Genomic DNA, 16,497 nt, shown 5'->3' on the forward strand with positions numbered 1-16,497 from the left:
AATAGATTTTGATGACATTTTTGGTGATTTACTGTTTCTCAAATGCCTTTTTTCACTTTGTCTGTTTGTTTTGATGCTCCCTTCGATTTTCATCTCCGTAATTTCCCTCTGTAATATTTTGGGGTGCGGAATGTGGGATAAAATTAAGCAGCTTTCAACAAGTCAGAATCATCAGAATCAGCAGTAACTTGTGGAAGCAAAGAAGGCACAGTGGTAGAACCACGAGCAGCAAGAACAGCCTGCGTCATAAACTCCAAAACATTACGCTGTTGGGACTTGAGGCTTGTTACCACAGTTAACATCCGAGCCACAAAAACACTACCAGCCTGAGTTTGAGAGCCAAAACTAGTCCGCCGCCAAATCACAGCAGGACGAATAGCTCGTTCTGCGGCATTATTAGTGGGTTCAACACCAACAGTTGTCACAAATAGCCACATCGCCGACTCAACCTTGAGTAATTGACGACAAGTGCGTACTGTTTTTGCTAGGGGTGTTTTTTCCCGTGATGTAATTTCGTAGTTATCAGCTTCGAGTAAAGTTGCTTTGATGGATGCACGAATCTCAACCACCATCTCAGTAAACTCACTCCGACTTAAAGTACCATCTCTAACTCGATGCCAAAGTTCAAACAACTTCTCCTGCTGTTTGACCAGTGCAGTTCCCAATTCTGCCGATACTCCAGTTCGTTCCGAGATTTTGATAAATTCCCGTCGCAGATGCGCCCAACATAATTGCCGACGTTCCCAGCTGACCCAGTTGTAAGCACCATGACGGTCGGAGTTCAAAATGCCCCTGAAGTTTTCACCCAATAAATTCTTTGCCCCTTGGGTGCAACGAGTCAGAGCAATTTCAAAAAATGTTACCAGAGGTGTGACTGCAACCCATAGCCAAGCTTTTCTCTGTTCAGGATTAAACCCGTCAATGTTTCCTTGATTAAAGCTGGTTTCATCTGCTCCAACAACTTGGGCATTTTGGATATATTCTTTGGCTTCATCTACACAACTTGCCACTGCGTTACTTGCTCCTAGTCTGAGTTTGTTGACTGTTGCCAACGATATTGAAATTCCAAACACTTCTGCCATCGCACTTTGTACCATTCTGTGACTGTGGCGATAGACTCCACTTAGCAGTGCCACTAGAGCTACAACTCTGACTCCGTAACCACTTGGATTCACGTCTTCTGGTAATGTCCCACGGGTCTTTGTGCCACATCCTTTACAGGTCAATTGATGTAGACGATGCTCTATCACTATGGGACTGATGGGTGGAATTTCTACTATCTGGTGACGATAGGGGTTTGTATCAACTCCCGTCAGGGTAGCTCCACAATTTACACATTCTTCGGGATGATGTTCTATGACTTCCCTACATTCTTCGATTGGGTATAAGTCTCGGCTATTTCCTTTATGACCTGCTTGACCCCCTCTTTTTTTGCTGCTTTTTTGTTTTACAGGCTTTTTTCCAAATCCCGGTGGGTCACTTGATGGTGGTGATGATGAGTTGAACTCCTATTTATTTTTTCTAATAGCTGTTCTTGAACTGTCAGGACTTCTGTTAGTTTCTTTGACTGTTGTTCTATTTCCTGCGCCATTTCCTCCACCAGTTTCTTGACGCTGGCTGGAGTCTTACCCCAATCTTCTGGAGGTATCTGTTCTAAGTGATTGACGCGATTTAGTTCCATGTCACTTAATTTATCACATTTTGGAGGTAATTTTTAACGATCGCTCTTCTACCCCCCCTGAACGGTTACAAGTAAATGCAGGTCAAGTAGTAAAAGCCATGATAATAAACGGGTTAGGATTTGTATCCAAACCGTTATATATGTTTCCCAAATATTTTAAAACAATAGCCTGTGAGCATTTAATAGGAGCAGGAGTAAAACCAGAATATCTCAATGACGATAAACTGGGGAGAGTCATGGATAAACTATTTATCAAAGGATTGGATACAATATTTTTTATCATCGCTGTAAAAGCCGCCCAAAAATTTGGTGTGTCACTATCAACATCACATCTAGATTCATAATCAATGCACGTACATGGGCAGTATAACACCAGCTTACCAGAAGTAATATTTGAGAGTCAAAAAATAGTCAATAATCAAGAATTAGAAGAAATAGCAGTAAAATCACCAAAAGAAATAACCATCACCTACGGTTATTCCCGTGACCATAGACCGGACTTAAAACAGTTCATCATAAATATGTCTGTTTTTATGCTCACTTTGATTCTTCTCTACGTAATTTCCCTCTGTGACAGTTTGGGGTGTGGAATGTGGATTTTATCGGCTCAATACCATTTTATGGTTCAAGTCACATTTTTGCATAAAGTCGAGTCTGAGTTTTCATGTTTATTTTGTAGAAAACGCGATTCAGGAATTGTATTTGATCATCTTGAGTCCCATTGGCGTTAATACCGTGTTGCGGCGCTGAGGATTAATCGGGCGCTGATTCGCTAATGCTAGAGAGTGGCGAGAAACCGCGCTCGTCACCGCCAGCTTCAGTAAATAAAGGGCTATTTCCCCACCAATGCAACTCCTCAAGCCCCCACCAAACGGTAGAAATTCAAATGGAGAAAAGCTGTGATCGCGAAAACGATCGGGTTTGAAAACATTGGGTTCTGGATAAATATCTTCACAATGGTGAATAACATACGTTCCTACCGTAATTAACGTTCCCGGCTCAACCCGATAACCCATGATTTCTGTGACTGAATTTACCAGTCTGGGAATCATAAACATGGTTACAGGATACATCCTTAAAGTCTCATTACAAACTGCACTTAAGTAAGGCAAACGAACAATATTAAGAGGATCAGAAGATAACTCCAAAGCATCTAGCTCTGCCAACAATTTGGCCTTAATTTCAGCATCACGATAGACGTTATACCACAACCAGGACATTGATGCAGCAGTCGATTCGTTGCCTGTAAACAACAGCGATAGTACCTGCCCCATTAACTCCTCATCGGTCAAAGTATTGCCCTGTTCATCACTTACTGACATCAGCAAAGTGAGAATATCCATCCTATTTTGATCGGGATGAGCACGACGATTGGCAATTTCACCATAAATAATCTCTTTCATTTGCTGCCGCTGCTTCAGGAATTTTCTCCAAGGACTCATCACACCTAAATCCTGCTGCAAAAACCTGAAAAATAGAGGAATACCAGCAATATTTGAAGCCAACAAATTCACCATCTCAAACATGAGATGCTTAATCTGTTGATACCGTTCCTCCTGGTAAGAACCAAACACGAGATTAATCATTACCTGCATGGATATGTTCTGTGCAACATCGAAAACCGAAAAGGGTTGATGAGTTGGCACTGATCGCAATACATCGTTCACTAGATCGCAAATTAATTGCCCGTAAGATCGGATGTGTTTACCATGAAGCATCGGAATCAACAGCTTTCGTGTCTTGAGGTGGTTTGTACCTTCCAGAGTAAAAAAAGAACTTTCACCAAAAATTGCTTTCAGTTCACTGTCAAAAGTAGTTGTAGACCAATGTCCATCACGATTTTCAATAATCTGCTGGGCAGCTTCCGGCGTATAAAACACCAGCAAAGGACTGCCAAAATCTATTCCTTTTGCCCAAAAAGCATCTGAATAAGTTTGATAAGCACTCTTCCAATAGCCGACTGGATTTGTAATATATTGAATTCTCTGCAACCAGACAGGATAGTTCAATGCTTGCACCTGTTTCATAAGCCAAGTCTCCTTAAGTTATTTGTGGCTTCACAGAATAATCCTGTTCTGTCACTTTGGGAGAAGCCAAGGACTGAAAGCCTTTGAGGGCTTTACTTTTCAGTCTTTGGCTATAAATTTTAGTTTCTGTTAGAAAAGAAAAGCTCAAAACTTTACTAAATCAAAGTTTCAGAGTTTCGCATTATTGTTTTCTGGAAGTGACATAACAGGGATAAGAGATAGGTTCGTTACCCCCTATATCTTCTCCCTCTTTTCTCTGTGTCCTCTGCGTCTTGGAGCGGTTCATTCTCAAAGGGGTTTTAACCTAGATTTAGTATTAATCCGGGTTAATTCACCATTAAAAGCTATTTAGTAGCAACGATAATACCACTGGGTGCCCAAAAGTCCGAGTAAATACGTTTCATTTGAGTAAATCCTGCATCCCTTAAGCATTGTTCATGATCTCTCCAAGAGTAAATCATGCCTCCCTCGTGGGGTATCGAAACAAAGTAAGATGAATCGAGCGCCGCCATCAGTGGACCATCTTCTTCATCGGATGTCATCATGTTAAAGATGATCAAAGAACCACCAGGCTTGAGGGCTTGATATGCCCGACGAAGCAAGGTTGTATTTTTATCTAAAGACCAGATGACTAAAACATGAATAAAGAGGAAGCAGTCTTGGTTGTTGGGAAATTCATCAACGAAGATATCTCCCCCTACCACCTGAATTCGGTCTGTTAATTGTTTCTGATCGATACGACTTTGAGCGATTTTACAACTGTCTGGAATATCCATCAGGGTAATTTTAACGTTGGGAAAGGCTTCGGCTAACGCAATGGAGTTTGTTGCATCGCCACCGCCCACGTCCACAACCGACTGGAAATTCGAGAAATCAATCTTCTTCAACCATAGAGGAGTCACCAATTTCGACCAAGATCCCATAAAGTTGTAAAACACCTTATCTAGACCAGGATCTTCATGCAGGCGATTGTACAAATCAGGACCTTGCCCCTGAAACTGTCGCAGACCTACGTTTCTATTTTGCTGTAATGATTCTACGTAATCAATCGAGCCACGATAAACAATCTTAGCCTCAAACAAAACGGTATCATAGAATTCTTTCCATGTATTTTCCAGAAATAGCATCTGAATCACTAGGCTATTACGATATTTATCACCAACTTTCTGAATTAGTTTTAATGCTGTTAGTCCTAGTAACAGTGCTTTAGTTGGATAGGCTTCTAGTTGAAGATGTTGAGCAATTTCTGTCTGAGTAAGATCGGGATGTTTCCAGAGCAACTCAAATACGCCCAGTTCACAACCTGCATACAGATTCTGGAAAGCAGAATGACCATACAAAAGTAGTACTAGATCATCCATTTTTAAGGTGTCTTTATTACTGTTAATCAGTTGCAATGTCTTTAAATCACTATGATTTAACTTGTGATCAAGTTGTTGATTTAGTTGGGCATTATTCAGTTCTTCAAAGTTGGCAACCATTAGTTTAATTTATCCTCAATTTCTAATTTATTGGTTCAGATTGAAAAGCTATCAGCTAAAAAGCGTTTCAGCTTTAATCTTGGTGGATTCAACATTATACCTCTGGCAAAAGTCGCTCAGGAAGATTTGATGTTGAAGAGACAAAGCTCATAATTGTAGAGAGCAGCAATTAAATTAAACCTTAAACTAAATCTGGATAAAAGTCAGAGTAAGTACACCAAACAAGCGTTTAAAATCTTCTGGTTTTAAGCTTTTTAGTTGTTTTTAGGTCATCAATGCTACCCAATTTTTATTTACTTGTCTCACGTATTTGAGACTTTTGCAACAGGTCTATTTATCTTAACTGCATTATTACTCGACAAAGAGACATATATACCAAATAAAACTATACAAGATAATATCCCGTTCAAAATAGTTATATGTTCCCTTAAAATAACCCAGGCGAAAATAGCACTAATGACTGGATCGAGGAGCATACTAACAGCGACCACTCCAGATGATAAATAGTTAAGAGAATAGATGATTAATCCATGACCAATCACTTGAGACAATAGGGCTAATGCAATAACAGCCGCCCACCCTTGTAAGGACACGGGAAAAAAGTTTTGGTTGACGATAGCCAACACACTAATCATCACAAGCGAGGCAATAACACAACACCAAAGCATTAGTGTTTGAGTTTTGAATTGGGTGAGTAGATGTTCCATAATTAGTAGTTCCAAAGCAGAGCATAAGGCAGAAAGTATTGCTAACAAGTCTCCTAGTAGCTTATGGATAGAAACTGAAAAATCATTGTATCCAATAAAAATAGAACCTAGAATCGCTATTATCATGCCAATTAAAAATTTGCGATCGTAGTGTTTTTTGAATAATATCCAGCCTCCCAAAGTCGTCAGGAGGGGACGCAGACCATGCAAAATTGTTACAGAACTTGCCACAGTAGTTTGGGTGAGAGACAAAGCCCAGAAAAGTTGGATTGAGGCAAACAAACAACCAACTAGTAACAGCAGAACCAGCGTTTTTGGAGTGTAAAGCTGTTTTGATTCTAAGAGAGCTTCTTCGGGTGTATCTTGACGCAAAGCCAATACCCCGTTCCAAATCCCAAAAACCACCCCAGCAATCCAAAAGCGATTAAAGGTTGTAGCATTAGCACCTATTTCGGCAATACTAAATCTGACAAAAATGGGGCCAATACCGATCGCTAGAAGTGCAATTAAAAGAGCGACAAATGGAACCAATTTAGCCTTTTGCTCTGATAACGTGGGGGGATGTTCAAGTTGTTCAAGTGGAGATTCTAGGGACATAATGGGTAAGTTTAGAAGAGTTTAAGATTTCAATAAATAATCGACCATAAGCCACCATATTGGCATCACCCTGGACAAGAACAGCTTCTCCAGTTTCCCTTGTATACCCTCCTGCTGTGATTAATGTGCCGTGATATAAAGGTCGAAAATGTTGAACGCCAAGCTCTGCTTTCTTGACAGTAAAATCATCATGGCTGCCTTTAATCCGAGGTTCGACAATATGTAGATAAGCTAGATTCAATGAATTAAGTTGAGTAACTACAGAGTTGAATAAAGCTTCTGGATTAGAATCATTCATATCTTGGAATGTGCTACTAGGTGACAAGCGCACACCTACCCGATTCGATCCCCATACCTCAATCACAGCGGCTGTCACTTCCATGAGTAAACGGGTTCGATTTTCAATGCTGCCTCCATAAGCGTCGGTTCGATGGTTACTGTTATCTTGGAGAAACTGATCGAGTAAATAACCACTAGCCCCATGAATTTCTACACCATCTGCCTCTGCTTGCATTGCATTTTTGGCAGCTTGACGATGTTGATCGATAATCCCAGGAATTTCTGAACTCAAGAGTGGTCTGGGGATAACAAAATCTACTTCTTCCTCAGTAGCGGTTAATGCTTTTTCCTCGTTAGGGGCGATCGCACTCGGCGCTACAGGTAAAGCACCTTGAGGTTGCAAAGAGGGATGAGAACATCGTCCACCATGCCACAGTTGCAGGAAAATGCGACCGCCGCGCTCGTGAACCGCTTGCGTTACCAGTTGTCATCCCGCTATTTGCTCTGGGCTATAGATCCCTGGAGTTCGGGGCAGACTGATACCTTGGGGAGAAATTTGAGTAGCCTCGCTAATAATTAACCCCGCAGAAGCCCGTTGAGCATAATAGAGAGCATTCAGGGGAGTGGGACCCAGATGATAATCAGCCCGTCGCCGTGTTAACGGGGCCATTACTATACGATTGGGTAACTGTAAATTTCCCAGCTTAAAGGGTTGTAATAGCTTTAATGAATCCATCTACCCTATCCCCTCGGTCAGATTTAGCTCTGCGCCTGCATAAACTAAAACCTCTGCACAAGCTTGATGTCCATGTTGCAAGGCATGGTGTAAGGGGGTTTCATGGTTTCCCGTTGGACTCACCGCATTGACAAAAGCACCTGCTTCAATCAAAAGCTGTAGGACATCCACACTTCCGCCTTGACAAGCTTGGTGTAATACCGAATCTCCAGAAGCACTATCAAGCATATAAGGGTCAGCACCCGAATCTAAAAGCAGCCTTACCATCTCTGCATTTCCTTGCTGTGTAGCGATCATTAATGGCGTTAAATGACCTTTAGCATCTTTATCTCTGATATTGACATTTGCACCGATCGCTAACAAAGATTGCACAACAGAAAGTTGATTGTTCTGCACAGCCTGAATTAATTCTGTATCCAGGTTGGCTGTAAATGCAGCCACTTCTGGATTCGGATCAAAATAGAAACTCCAGGAGGAAATTTTGCCCGCTTCATCTAAGACAATAAATTGAGCATCTTCAATTTCAAAAATTTGCTCGGTTTGCTTACAAATCTCTTGGGTACGAGAAATAATACAGGCTTTATTGCCCTCAACAATGAACTCCAACAACTCATAATTCAAGAGTTTCGTCGTTTGCGCTCGGATTTCAAAAGCTGACCTCACCGCCTGACGACCGACTCTTTTACCCAGATAGGGAATCGCTTTGTTGTGTTCATTCTGAGGAGCATAAAAAATGACATTCTCGGACAAACCATCAAGTACAATTTCGATGTCATCTTTTGCCCAACTTTCAAACCACTGCTTTAAGATTTTGGCTGTTTGTTCAGTTTCCATGATCGGCTACTTAATTAAGTGACCTGACTGCAACAAAGCAGCGTGGTTTTTGTCTACTTCGGCGGCAAAGCGATCAAAAAACTCAAACTCTTGAAACTGCTCATTCCCTGTTTTGTAACCTGCATCTCGGAGATTTTGTTGAGTATCCAAATTCTCCAAATATTCGCTTTGCTCTGGGGTTAGGGAAATACCCAGATATTGATAGACGAGTTCCACTGAATCTTTGATATTTTGAGTTAAGCGGTCAAAAGAGAAACAAAGTTTTTGCTTGTCAGGCAAACTATCAAAAAATTGAATTGTTTGGTTAGCTGCTTCTACTCGGACCGATCGTTGCATTGATTCCCAATCAGGAATTTGACTAACATTAACTCCCGACTTACAGTAAGCCGACTGGTTAATTAGCGTGATGTAGGATTTCATGAACCGTTCCGAAGGACGAGTAATCGTGATAAACAACGCATCAGGATACAAAGAACGCATCATTTCCAATCGCTGATAACATTCATTGTCTTTTGAGATGTAAATCAGATTTCCACCCCGCAAATAAAGCACCTTTTGAATCACCTGATATTGAGTTCGTAACATCCTCTCCTGAGTTTTTTGGGAAAGTTTGCTAAAGTTATTCAAACTATCCAATAGGTTAGGATAAGGAAAACGATTAATCACATAAAATTGGTGAAAAAAGCATTCTTCAAATAGAAAACCATCATCTTCATAATCATTGAGATAGCTGTAGTGCATTTTTTCAGCGAATTTAGCCTGGTCACTATTTCCCCAATAATTAACCTGGCTCATCCGCTCCAAAAAACCAGTTGCCTGAAATAGCTTTTGCAGTAGTATCGAAGGATAGCGCCACTCCAGCAACCGAATACCGAAAAACGTTTTCTCATCAGATGCAAGAGTACGATGCAAAAATGTGGTAGCACTGCGGGGTTGAGCCACAACAAAAACAGGAGTGCGAATTACCTGCTGTCGATACTGGGGAAAAAACAAGTCATCCAAGCACCAACATAAAGCAATGAATGGCAGCTTGAGCGCATAGTTCAGTAGATAAAAAGCCTGCTTACGTCTATCCTTAAAACCAATAGACGGTTCTGGATCAAAAAATATATGATGCCAGATTTTAAAGTAAGTAGGCCAGTGTGGAAAAGGAGTTAAAAAAACGACTCCAATGAGAATCGGCAAAACCGCAGTAAAAACAAGGGAAATAATAGAAACCAACATATTTGAACGTTAACTGAAATAGTCTTCCAATGAGCCTTCGCGAACAGTATCAAGGGTGAAACAGTGGAAACCGCCCCCAAAAATTCTCCGATGTCGATGCTGCACAGGTATGGCAGTGAACCCGTGCTTTTCTAAAGTTTTTATCAACTCTGGAAATAGAGAATTGACAATAATTTTATCCTCATCAACAGACAATACATTCAAATCAATGTACTTTGTCGTTAGGATCAAATCATCATCATCATAAGTCGGGAAAATATTCTCCGTTGGTTCTGGGGGATAAATTATATCCCATTTTTTTAGGGGTTCTGGTAAGCGATCAAAAAACTGAGGGTTACGTAGCAAAAGCTTACCAGGCTTTAGGGGCAAAATAATGCTATCAATGTGATTATCCGCGAACTGATATAGCAAATGAAAGTTAAATTTACCTTCAAAATGACGTTGCAACCATTGATAAGCTAAATAATGGTTTTTAGTCGCTACATTGATCAGGATATCTTTGCCAAAACGGATGCACTGGGCGGCATCAAACATGATCTCGTAACCAATATCAAATTCTGATTCATTTTGCGGATAAACTTCCTCGATTGCTGGCACATTTTGACCGGAAATATAGGAAGTATCGAAGGATCGATCAGTCATAATTGGCTTGGGCATATTTGTCCATTTTGCCCCTTGTTCAAAATACTTGTAAAAGATTTGCTTAAGCAAATCATTTTCAAAATATCTAGCGCGAACCTGGGGTGGCGTTTCTAAAATTTCATTGCCCATAATGATGGCTTGATCCCTAATATTTAAAGCAGGAATGCAATCAGCTTTCCAATAGGGCGTTTCAAATCTTATTGATCGAGTTAAAGGAATCGGTCTATGAACTTTTATACCCAATTTTTGTAAGGTACTAACTAGTTCCTCGACATCCTCATTCAGTTCCTGTAAATACTGTTTCTTGAGGCTGTGAGTAGTAAAAGTTTGAGTGTCTTGAGAGTTCTCTTGGCAAACACTGTTATCCTTACTACGACTTTCTGCACCACTGTAGTAGTAAGGATAACAAAATGAGGAGTAAGCAACATCATGAAAAAAGACTTTAAAAGACAGTTCTAAATCCTGAGTATTGTAGTTGATGGGCGAACCAACAACGACTTCTTTAAGCCTAGACCACTCATCAAAGCTATTAACCATCTATCTATTTATGTGAATAAACTGCATATGAAGTATCTTACTGTTATCAAAACTCCTTTCTCCTGTCCCTTAGATTTATTTTATAATTAGCTTCTAAACCCGGATTTTTCACAAAGAAAAAAAGGGTCAAAAACTGAGAGGATATCTGAAAAGCTTATAAGTGATTTTGACTACGCAAGGTGTTTTAAAATTAAACGAATTATTACAATTTATTGCAGTATAAATAAAAGCCTCTGTCGTTTCAGGTAGAATCTCATAGTCCTTACTGAGTCTGCGACACCAATTGAACCAACCAAAAGTTCTCTCAACTAGCCAACGCTTTGGTAGGATAACAAATCCCATCTGTTCTGAGCGAGCGTGTAACAACACTCCAGAGCCAGCGATCAACTTGCTGAATCAGGGGATGAATTTCGATGTATTGAAAATCCTGATTTGCCGAAACGCTTTGCTCTGAATGCCAAGCTCAATGTTTACGATCGTTCAACGTTCACGGGTGGAGACGAAAGAGGCTATTTAGATTATCCATTTTTAGAGAAATCTGAATAATTAAAATTATTCATGTTGTTGTTAAGTGAGGTAGGCTGTGATTAATCAAGTTTTGCTTGGGTTATTAGTTTTATTTGGGTCTGGACTGCTGTTTTGGATTTGGGAACTTCTCGATCCCTTAAAGGTGGTTGAATACCGTTCTCGGTTTCCCAGAGAATTCGGTGTCGCCATGATCTCTGTTTTTGTCGGCATTCATTATATTATTCACGACAACTGGATTCATTTAAACGTTAAGTGGCAACCCTGGATGAAGTTTATTGAATGGTTTTATGTTACGCCTAGAGTTCATTCTATTCATCATGTAGAAACAGGTTCAGTGACTAAGAATTTAGGCGCCCTTTTTACAGTATTTGATCGCATTTTCGGCACGTATGTTGATCCTGATACAGTAACCCTAGAACAGATTCAATTTGCATCAGGCGATAATGCACTTGTCACCCCCCGAAAAATTATTGGGGTTTAGATGTATTTAGAAGAATACCATCTCTGGAGTTAAGAATGATTACACAGATAATGATTGGCTGGTTAGCAACTTTTGTAACGGCTGGACTAATTTGGTTTTTTTCGGAAAGAATCAACCCGTTACGAGATATTAAATATGCAATGGATTTTTGTTATGACTCAGTATCATAGCTTACACCATACGCGACTAGGGGCTTACAATCTGGGTAGCTACTTTACTATTTTTGATCGCCTATTTGGAACCTATCTCGATCCAGAATCTATTAATCCCGACGAGCAAACATTTGGCATAACCAATCAGCCTCTTACTTGGCAGAAAGTAATCGGTATTTAGTTTTTCAACTTGGAAGAAATATGTTTTGTTTTGGAGTAGGTTGTAATGCAATATAGAAATCTTGGTGATAGTGACTTACTCGTTTCTGAATTATGTTTAGGAACGATGAATTATGGAAAACAAAATACATTAGAAGAGGCTAAAAATCAATTAAGTTATGCTTTTAATCGAGGAATTAACTTTATTGATACTGCCGAAATGTATCCCGCGCCTACCTGTTCAGAAACTCAAGGTAAAACAGAAGAATACATTGGCAAATGGTTAGTCACGCAACCACGCGATCAGGTGATTATTGCAACTAAGATCGCTGGTCCATCTGGGGGGCAAACTCTTCCCATAACTTGGATTCGGGAAGGGAAGAATCGCATAGATCGTAAGAATATTCAAGAAGCAGTAGAAGGTAGTCTGAGGCGACTTCAAACAGATTACATTGACCTCTACCAAATTCATTGGCCTGATCGATATGTTCCTTTGTTTGGTGATCCTGATTATGATCCTAATTATGAACGGGAAACTGTAGCGATCGCAGAGCAGTTAGAAGCCTTTGCCGAATTAGTTAAAGCCGGAAAAATTCGTTATTTAGGAGTGAGTAATGAAACGCCTTGGGGCGTATGCGAATTTTGCCATCTAGCCCAACAATTGGGATTACCTAAAATCGTTTCCATTCAAAATGCTTTTAATTTGACTAACCGAGTATTTCAAATTAATTTAGCAGAAACCTGTCGGTTTCATAACGTCGGATTAATCGCTTATAGTACCCTGGGTTTTGGCCATTTAACTGGAAAATATCTCTCTCAAACCCCGCCCGGATCGAGAATCGATTTATTCCCAAAATTTGACAGACGCTACCGAAAACCCCATTTTCAAGAAGCAGTTCAAGCTTATGTGGATCTGTCCGATAAAAATGGCTTAACACCAGTGCAGTTAGCATTAGGTTTTGTGCGATCGCGCTGGTTTGTCACTAGCACGATTATCGCAGCTTCTACTCTAGAGCAATTGCAAGAAAATATAAGCTGTGTAGATGTTGTATTAACTCCAGAAATTTTGACCGAAATCGATCAAATACACGCTCGTTATCCCAACCCAGTTCCCTAATTATCATTCTAATTTTTGAGAATAAATCTATGAACTTACTAAATAGTCCAGCCGCTTGGAGAGGCGACGAACTACTCAATTCTAAATACTGGAACTACCATTTGAGCTTAAAGAAAATAGGAGAAATTTAATCAATTCTTGACAATCTTAAATCATTCAATAAAGAAGCTGTTCAGTTTAACCATTTGAAAAAAACCTGGGTTGATCTTTCCGAGGAATTAGAGAATGGAAGGGGAACTGTTTTATTGAAAGGCGTTCGTGTCGCACCGTTATCGGCAACGGAGACTTATTAGTTAGATCGCTATCTGAAAGTCAGATGGAGAGGAGTGGATCGCATTAAATGATATACCAGCAAAGAAATTTCAATATTCATCATATCCAAACATCCCCCCATAAACATTGTTATGGCATGGGACTTGGGGTGATTATTCTCGACGAACAATACCCCGGATTTCCGGGTGACACTCGTAACGCCAGCGCCTATCCGTTTCCCATCCAATATGAAATTGCTGAAGGTTTAGATGGGAAAGGATTACTGTTTAATGCTGATAAGACATCTTATCTTGCTCCCATTCAAAAAGCCGCTAAGAAACTAGAAAAAATCGGGTGTCGAGCGATCGCAGGAGAATGCGGTTATTTCGCCTATTTTCAAAAAGAAATTGCTGGCTATGTTAAAGTTCCCGTTTTTATGTCCAGCTTATTGCAAGTGCCTTTGGCACAAAATTTAATTGGGAATAATCAGGTTGTTGGTATCCTCGTTTTCTCAAAAAATGTTTTAACATCAGTCCACCTAGAAGCTGTCGGCATTCAACCAAACAGCAATTATGTGATTGAGGGAATTATGGAGTCGGGACTTTGTCCGGAAATTACTAACCTTTACATGGCTTCTGATCCCTTATCACGAGGAGCCAATTATGAAAAAATTGAGCAAGAATTGATCACACTTGCTGTTGATTTTTATCAGCATCATCCGCAAATGGGAGCCTTACTTCTAGAATGTTCTGGAACTCAACCTTTTGCTCGATCAATCCAACAGGCGATTCGTCTTCCGGTTTTTAGTTGGGGTACTCTATTAGATTATGCCTATTCTGTTGCCGTTCATCGCGAGTTCTATGGTCATGTTTAATCGGGGTATTGCAACCCACCTTCCGCACCCTAAACTGTCACACAATGAAAAATGGTCGTTTGGGGATTTGAGATTGGCGAACTGCTTGCAGCAGCACTTTGCTATCCAGGGTAAGAGCATCTCAATTAGGCTTGACAGAAGGGTTGAGAGGAATCTAAAGTAGAGTCAAGAAAACAACAACTGAGAACTTGAATCATATAGTTGTTATCCATAGAAGTACGCTTCATTTTTGTCGAAGAATACGCTTGTAAGTTTGTTCGTACGGTTTTTATGTTTAAACCCCATGAATTTGCTCAAAAAATAGGAGTATCTGTCAAAACTCTCCAGCGGACGTATCTGGAAAACTTCCAGCAAAAAGAACTCTTTCAGGACATCGTTTCTATAAGCTGTTGTGCATTTACAGCGATTTCCAATCATATAAGGTACATCTTAGCCCCCTCATCGCTTGCGGGGAGGGGGTTGGGGGTGGGGTTCTTGTTCCGGGTTTGATGACAATTTGCTGTAATTTGTATAATTAGTGCGGGCAAGATGCCCGCACTACAAGAAATAAGTGTTAAAATCGGCCGAAATGAATACATTGAAAGCATTGAAAAATCCAGCGTAAAGTAGGGCGGTCAGTTGCTTTACCTAATTGATTTTTAATTGTTGATTTAGAATCTTTCAGAGCATTTCTAATTTGACGTTGAGCTAAAGTATAAACCAGTAGACATAAACCCATAATCATTCCCAGAGACTCTATTCTCTCAGGACTTTTGAGGAAAATACTATCTGCAAAAAATAATGGGTCTTTGAGAAAACCAAACCCTCTTTCACATGATTGTTGGGCTTTATATTCACTCAAGATAGAATCATAGTGATACTCCAAATTTTTGGGCTTCTTTTTCGACTCCTATTATTTCGTTGATTATTTCTACTAATCCGATTGAGTCTATTATTCCTGCTACTATCCCTAGATGGTCTATGTTCTGAATTTGTATTTCTTGAGGTTTTAATTTCACAACAGTTTCCTCTAATATTTCTGTTGTCATCAATTATTTCTTATTTGGTTATCAATTCATTTTTTTCTTTTGTTACTAAGTTTTACTTTCTCACACCATTTCCCTTTTAATGCTATTTAGGGCTTGCTGATTAAAGCTGAAACCCTTGTACAAATAGTGATTGAAGTCTATAAATGGGAAAAAAGTGCAAGACAATAGGGTAAAATGGGTAAAAATCCTCACATAAATATAGAAAATGTATAAAAAAATTGCAACTCTACCTACTCCCATAGAAAAGTTTAAACTGCCATTTGAGGGACAATTGGCAGAGGATAATAGATGGGTAATAATGGCAAATTTAATTCCATGGTCAGAATTTGAAGATGAATATGCAAAACAATTCACAATAGAAATGGGCGCACCAGCAAAGTCTTTTCGGATAGCCATAGGATCTTTAATAATTAAAGAAAAATTGGGTTTAAGTGATAGAGAAACAGTAGAGCAAATAAGAGAAAACCCATATCTACAATACTTTATAGGATTGAATAGCTATAGTAATGAAGCACCATTTGAGGCATCAATGTTAGTTCATTTTAGACAAAGAATAGATATAGAATTAGTGAATAGAATGAATAGAAGCATGGTGAAGAATAATGAAGATAAAATCAGTGAGGAAGAAACAGAAAAAAAGTTATTAGTGTGGAAGCGGGAGAAGAAAAGATAGATGAAAATAAAAATCAGGGGAAATTAAAATTAGATGCAACTTGTGTACCAGCAGATATTAAATATCCGACAGATTTAGGATTATTAAATCAAGCCAGGGAGCAGAATTAGTGGTCCACCATTAGGAAGACCACCAACAAATGTCAGCAAAGAAACCAAGAAGCAGGCACAATTAGACGAGAGAGAGCGTAATTGTATTGAAGGTAAATTCGGAGAAGGGAAAAGAAGATATAGTCTTGACCGAATGATGACTAAACTTTCTAATACTTCAGAAACAGCCATTGCCATAACTTTTCTAGTCATGAATCTTTCCGCATTACTGCGGCGGATTATTATGACTTTTTTTTGTGTCTATTTTAGGAAATACTGTGTTTTTCCTATTTTTAGATTTGGATGATTAGAAAATATTATATTTACTCAAATTACTTCATATAATTAATTATGTTTTCACTTACAAGCATTGCTAATTGATTCTTGGTCTGGCTTAAA

Annotated in this window: 13 protein-coding genes and 6 pseudogenes; 8 read left to right on the plus strand and 11 right to left on the minus strand. The window is 39.5% G+C overall.

Annotated features, from left to right (window positions below; all coding sequences use genetic code 11):
* Positions 1 to 143: 143 nt before the first annotated feature.
* Positions 144 to 1,681: pseudogene (gene tnpC, locus PN471_RS17830) on the minus strand (IS66 family transposase).
* Positions 1,682 to 1,749: 68 nt separating this feature from the next.
* On the opposite strand from tnpC, the pseudogene PN471_RS23370 reads away from it, so the two are divergent.
* Positions 1,750 to 2,205 (plus strand): annotated as a pseudogene (locus PN471_RS23370) (IS1634 family transposase); the annotation flags it as partial.
* A gap of 165 nt (positions 2,206 to 2,370) precedes the next feature.
* Here the strand turns inward: PN471_RS23370 and PN471_RS17845 are convergent.
* The 8 genes and pseudogenes from PN471_RS17845 to PN471_RS17880 form a co-directional block, all read right to left on the minus strand.
* Entirely contained in the window at positions 2,371 to 3,708 is a 1,338-nt protein-coding gene (locus PN471_RS17845; RefSeq protein ID WP_271777989.1) for a cytochrome P450, read from the minus strand.
* A gap of 344 nt (positions 3,709 to 4,052) precedes the next feature.
* Complete coding sequence (locus tag PN471_RS17850) at positions 4,053 to 5,189, minus strand: methyltransferase (protein ID WP_071241728.1); 1,137 nt, start codon at positions 5,187 to 5,189, stop codon at positions 4,053 to 4,055.
* Positions 5,190 to 5,491: 302 nt separating this feature from the next.
* Positions 5,492 to 6,493 (minus strand): DMT family transporter, encoded by a 1,002-nt coding sequence (locus PN471_RS17855; RefSeq protein ID WP_271777990.1) that lies wholly within the window; start codon positions 6,491 to 6,493, stop codon positions 5,492 to 5,494.
* Positions 6,494 to 6,524: 31 nt separating this feature from the next.
* A pseudogene (locus PN471_RS17860) lies at positions 6,525 to 7,508 on the minus strand (alkene reductase); the annotation flags it as partial.
* The gene (locus PN471_RS17865; RefSeq protein ID WP_271777991.1) at positions 7,509 to 8,342 is read right to left on the minus strand and encodes an ankyrin repeat domain-containing protein; all 834 of its coding nucleotides are present in this window, start codon (positions 8,340 to 8,342) and stop codon (positions 7,509 to 7,511) included.
* Between the two features lie 6 nt (positions 8,343 to 8,348).
* On the minus strand, positions 8,349 to 9,566 hold the full coding sequence (locus PN471_RS17870) for a sulfotransferase (protein WP_271777992.1): 1,218 nt from the start codon (positions 9,564 to 9,566) through the stop codon (positions 8,349 to 8,351).
* A gap of 9 nt (positions 9,567 to 9,575) precedes the next feature.
* On the minus strand, positions 9,576 to 10,745 hold the full coding sequence (locus tag PN471_RS17875; protein WP_271777993.1) for a glycine amidinotransferase: 1,170 nt from the start codon (positions 10,743 to 10,745) through the stop codon (positions 9,576 to 9,578).
* Between the two features lie 126 nt (positions 10,746 to 10,871).
* Positions 10,872 to 11,081, minus strand: a pseudogene (locus PN471_RS17880) (transposase); the annotation flags it as partial.
* Between the two features lie 247 nt (positions 11,082 to 11,328).
* On the opposite strand from PN471_RS17880, the gene PN471_RS17890 reads away from it, so the two are divergent.
* From PN471_RS17890 to PN471_RS17910, 5 genes are all read left to right on the plus strand, one after another.
* Positions 11,329 to 11,754, plus strand: a complete 426-nt coding sequence (locus tag PN471_RS17890; RefSeq protein ID WP_271777994.1) for a sterol desaturase family protein — start codon at positions 11,329 to 11,331, stop codon at positions 11,752 to 11,754.
* Positions 11,755 to 11,789: 35 nt separating this feature from the next.
* The gene (locus PN471_RS17895; RefSeq protein WP_271777995.1) at positions 11,790 to 11,924 is read left to right on the plus strand and encodes a hypothetical protein; all 135 of its coding nucleotides are present in this window, start codon (positions 11,790 to 11,792) and stop codon (positions 11,922 to 11,924) included.
* Entirely contained in the window at positions 11,908 to 12,087 is a 180-nt protein-coding gene (locus tag PN471_RS17900) for a sterol desaturase family protein (RefSeq protein WP_271777996.1), read from the plus strand. The genes PN471_RS17895 and PN471_RS17900 overlap by 17 nt, the downstream gene beginning before the upstream one ends.
* Before the next feature lie 45 nt (positions 12,088 to 12,132).
* The gene (locus tag PN471_RS17905) at positions 12,133 to 13,182 is read left to right on the plus strand and encodes an aldo/keto reductase (RefSeq protein WP_271777997.1); all 1,050 of its coding nucleotides are present in this window, start codon (positions 12,133 to 12,135) and stop codon (positions 13,180 to 13,182) included.
* 340 nt (positions 13,183 to 13,522) lie between these two features.
* Entirely contained in the window at positions 13,523 to 14,308 is a 786-nt protein-coding gene (locus tag PN471_RS17910) for an aspartate/glutamate racemase family protein (protein ID WP_271777998.1), read from the plus strand.
* 565 nt (positions 14,309 to 14,873) lie between these two features.
* On the opposite strand, the pseudogene PN471_RS17915 reads toward PN471_RS17910, so the two are convergent.
* Together PN471_RS17915 and PN471_RS17920 are read right to left on the minus strand one after the other, a co-directional pair.
* Positions 14,874 to 15,158, minus strand: a pseudogene (locus PN471_RS17915) (IS1634 family transposase); the annotation flags it as partial.
* Positions 15,157 to 15,336 (minus strand): DUF4277 domain-containing protein, encoded by a 180-nt coding sequence (locus PN471_RS17920; RefSeq protein WP_442867166.1) that lies wholly within the window; start codon positions 15,334 to 15,336, stop codon positions 15,157 to 15,159. The pseudogene PN471_RS17915 and the gene PN471_RS17920, both read right to left, overlap by 2 nt.
* 205 nt (positions 15,337 to 15,541) lie before the next feature.
* Between PN471_RS17920 and PN471_RS17925 the strand changes: the two are divergent.
* Together PN471_RS17925 and PN471_RS23530 are read left to right on the plus strand one after the other, a co-directional pair.
* Positions 15,542 to 16,110: pseudogene (locus PN471_RS17925) on the plus strand (transposase); the annotation flags it as partial.
* A gap of 4 nt (positions 16,111 to 16,114) precedes the next feature.
* Positions 16,115 to 16,405 carry a transposase gene (locus PN471_RS23530; RefSeq protein ID WP_442867167.1) on the plus strand — a complete coding sequence of 97 codons (291 nt, stop codon included), beginning with the start codon at positions 16,115 to 16,117 and terminating at the stop codon, positions 16,403 to 16,405.
* Positions 16,406 to 16,497 lie beyond the last annotated feature (92 nt).

Source organism: Aphanizomenon sp. CS-733/32 (genome assembly GCF_028330045.1).
GTDB classification, from domain to species: domain Bacteria; phylum Cyanobacteriota; class Cyanobacteriia; order Cyanobacteriales; family Nostocaceae; genus Dolichospermum; species Dolichospermum gracile.